Source organism: Phyllobacterium sp. P5_D12 (assembly GCF_054049495.1).
In genome coordinates, this window is the sequence record NZ_JBFUMG010000481.1 from 1 (window position 1) to 3,414 (window position 3,414).

The 3,414-nt window shown below is 55.4% G+C and carries 5 protein-coding genes; 2 read left to right on the forward strand and 3 right to left on the reverse strand.

Features of this window, described 5'->3' with window-relative positions; translation table 11 throughout:
• Both ACXJ5O_RS22145 and bfr read left to right on the forward strand, forming a co-directional pair.
• Positions 1–250, forward strand: a 250-nt coding sequence (locus tag ACXJ5O_RS22145; RefSeq protein ID WP_457301777.1) for a (2Fe-2S)-binding protein, incomplete at its 5' end; no start/stop codon positions are given.
• The gene (gene bfr, locus ACXJ5O_RS22150) at positions 216–701 is read left to right on the forward strand and encodes a bacterioferritin (RefSeq protein ID WP_112527101.1); all 486 of its coding nucleotides are present in this window, start codon (positions 216–218) and stop codon (positions 699–701) included. The genes ACXJ5O_RS22145 and bfr, both read left to right, overlap by 35 nt.
• A 69-nt stretch (positions 702–770) precedes the next feature.
• Here bfr and ACXJ5O_RS22155 read toward each other — a convergent pair whose 3' ends face one another.
• The 3 genes from ACXJ5O_RS22155 to ACXJ5O_RS22165 all read right to left on the reverse strand — a co-directional run.
• Positions 771–1,838, reverse strand: coding sequence for a BMP family ABC transporter substrate-binding protein (locus ACXJ5O_RS22155; RefSeq protein ID WP_457301778.1), 1,068 nt, complete (start codon positions 1,836–1,838; stop codon positions 771–773).
• 51 nt (positions 1,839–1,889) lie between these two features.
• Positions 1,890–2,810, reverse strand: a complete 921-nt coding sequence (locus tag ACXJ5O_RS22160) for an ABC transporter permease (RefSeq protein WP_183660709.1) — start codon at positions 2,808–2,810, stop codon at positions 1,890–1,892.
• A 271-nt stretch (positions 2,811–3,081) separates the two neighbouring features.
• Positions 3,082–3,414 (reverse strand): ABC transporter permease subunit (locus ACXJ5O_RS22165; RefSeq protein WP_457301779.1); only part of this gene is annotated, 333 nt, incomplete at its 5' end.

Sequence of the window (3,414 nt, forward strand, 5' to 3'; positions counted from 1 at the left end):
TCTCGATGCTGACCCGTGGCAGCTCGTTGTTCCCGCCAAAGTTTACCATGCCATGAAGAAACGCGGCCGCTGCTGCGGTTGCTTCCCAAATGTCGTTGAAACCATCATAAAGGTGACGGAAGAATATCATCTCCGGCATGGTTCAGACGATTCTGATGCAGTTTCGTTCATCGACCGTGTCCGGTCATTGCGTCACGAATACGGGAGTTCACGACATGAAGGGCGAACCAAAGGTCATCGAGCGGCTTAACGAGGCATTGTTTCTCGAATTAGGCGCCGTCAATCAATATTGGCTGCATTATCGCCTTCTGGACGATTGGGGCTTCACGAAGCTGGCCAAGAAGGAACGTGCGGAATCCATCGAAGAGATGCATCACGCCGACAAGATCATCCAGCGCATCATCTTCCTCGAAGGTCATCCAAATCTGCAGTCCGTCGGCGCGCTGCGCATTGGCCAGAACGTCAAGGAAGTGCTCGAGGCGGACCTCGCCGGTGAGTACGATGCGGTGAAATCCTACAAACTGTCCCGCGAGATTTGCGATCAGCTTGGTGATTATGTCTCCAAGGAATTGTTCGACGAACTGCTCAAGGACGAAGAAGGTCATGTCGACTTCCTCGAGACGCAGATCGATCTGCTCAATTCCATCGGTGCAGAACGTTATGGCTTGTTGAATGCAGGGTCTGCCGACGAAGCGGAGTGATCGATTCAATCGTGACAACAAAAAGGGCGCCATAGGCGCCCTTTCCTTTTCAACACAGGTCACTTGTCCTCATTTCGGCAGCTTGTCGTCCACACCCGCGACATAGAAATTCATGCTCAGAATGGTCTTGTCGTCAGTCGTCTCTCCGGCTTTCAGCCATTCCGAACCGTCCTGCCTCTTGATCGGGCCGGTGAAAGGCTTGAGTTCGCCTGAGGTGATCTTGGCCTGCGTTTCTTCGGCAAGCTTCTTCACGTCATCCGGCATGTTCATGTAAGGCGCCATCACGACGAGCCCTTCCTTCATGCCTTCGAACACATTGTGCGATTTCCAGGTTCCATCCAGCACCGCCTTGGCGCGTTCGATATAGTACGGACCCCAATTGTCGACGATCGATGTCAGCTGTGTTTCCGGGCCAAACTTGATCATGTCTGAAGCTTGCCCGAAAGCCTTGATCTTGCGTTCCGCTGCAACCTGCATCGCAGCGGTCGAATCCGTATGCTGAGTGATGATATCAACACCCTGATCGATCAGTGCCTTGGCGGCATCAGCCTCCTTGGCGGGATCGAACCAGGCATTCGCCCAGATGACCTTGACCTTGAAATTCGGATTGACCGACTGTGCGCCGAGCATGAATGAATTGATGCCCTCGACCACTTCAGGAATAGGGAAAGAGCCGATATAACCGGCAACACCAGCCTTCGACATTTTTGCTGCAATCACGCCCTGCACGTAGCGGCCTTCATAGAAGCGCGAATTATAGACCGAGACGTTCTCAGCGGTTTTGTAGCCCGTTGCATGTTCGAATTTGACGTCCGGAAACTTCTGCGCAACCTTGACCGTCGCATCCATATAACCAAACGACGTGGTGAAGATCAGCTTATTGCCAGCACGAGCGAGCCGCTCAATGGAGCGCTCCGCATCGGCGCCTTCAGGCACGTTTTCGAGGAAGGTTGTCTCGACCTTGTCGCCCAGTTCTTTCTCAAGCTGCTTGCGGCCCTGGTCGTGCTGGTACGTCCAGCCAAAATCACCAGGCGGCCCGATGTAGATAAAGCCGATCTTCAATTTGTCGGCGGCCAAGGCGGGGCCCGCCACGGCAAAGCTGGCGGCTATCGTTAGCGCCATCATCAGTTTTTTCATCAGGTTCACCTCTTCTGTTAAATCGTTCAAACTGTTCTTTGTGTCCGTGTCCTAGCGATCAGGCACGAAGGGTTTGCCGAGCGATGTCGGCGTGTTCATCAATGTCAGGCGTTTGTTGCGCGAAATCAGCACAAGGACGATGATCGTTGCAAGATAGGGCAGCGACGACATGAATTGCGAAGGAACGCCGATGCCGAGCGCCTGCGCGTGCAGTTGGCCGATGGTTACAGCTCCAAAAAGATAGGCTCCAGCGAGGATCCGCCACGGCCGCCACGAGGCGAAAACCACCAAGGCCAGCGCTATCCAGCCTCTGCCCGAAGTCATGTTCTCCACCCATTGCGGCACGTAGACGAGTGAGAGCTGTGCGCCGGCCAAGCCAGCACAGGCCCCGCCGAAAATCACGGCAAGGTAGCGAATGCGAACGACGGGTACACCCAGAGCGTGCGCCGATGTGTGATTGTCGCCCACAGCGCGCAACGTCAAACCTGCGCGCGTCCTGAACAAAAACCATGCCACGCCAATCGTCAGCAGGATGGAAATGTAGAAAATGGGATCCTGTCCAAACAGGACCTTGCCGACATAAGGGATATCCGTAAGCCCCTGTATATACAGCGAATCCATCCTTACACCCGGAAGGCCGACGAAGCTTTCACCAATCATCGCCGAAGCGCCAAGGCCAAGCAGCGTGAGTGCGAGGCCGGTCGCCACCTGGTTGGTGATCAGCGTCAAGGTCAAGAAACCAAACAGCAATGAAAACGCAGCCCCGGCGAGGATCGCCGCGAACATGCCCAGCCAGGCCGAACCAGTGTATTGCGCAACCGCAAAACCCGTCACGGCACCCATGACCATCATGCCTTCAACACCCAGATTGAGAACACCGGACCGCTCGACGACGAGTTCACCCAACGCGGCAATAAGCAGCGGTGTCGCCGCTGTCGCCACTGTCAGAAGTATGGCCTCGAACATTGTCATTTCACGCGCCCCTGAGCGAGGTAAGGCCATATGGAACCGTTCTGTTTCCCGGATGGCGAGACAATCCACTAGGAAGGTGGCGAGGTCGATGTGGTTCATCGGACGAAGCCTCCTGACAAAGTGGTTGGCCGCCAGCCGGAAACCCGAAGGGCCGGGTTAATTCGGGCCAAATCCTTCGGGCTTCGGCTTCGTCCGATGGGTAAACATCGGCCTCGCCAAACCCCTCGACCTTGTCCGCGAATTTCCTCCGGCAGAACGCTTCCATATGGCCTTACCTCGCTCTATACGCTGTATCGCTCAAGCGCGACACAATCCGGATGCGATAATAAATCAGACTGTCACTGGCGAGGACAAAAAACAGGATGATGCCCTGAAAGATACGCGCCGATTTTTCCGAAATACCCAATGAAATCTGTGCCGCCTCGCCTCCCAAATAAGACAAAGCGAGCACCAATCCCGCAGCAATTATCCCCAACGGATTGAGCCTTCCGAGGAACGCGACGATAATTGCAGTGAATCCATAGCCCGGTGAAATGCTCGTCCGCAGCTGACCCACGGCGCCCGAGACCTCGGCGATACCCGCCAGTCCGGCCAACGCTCCCGA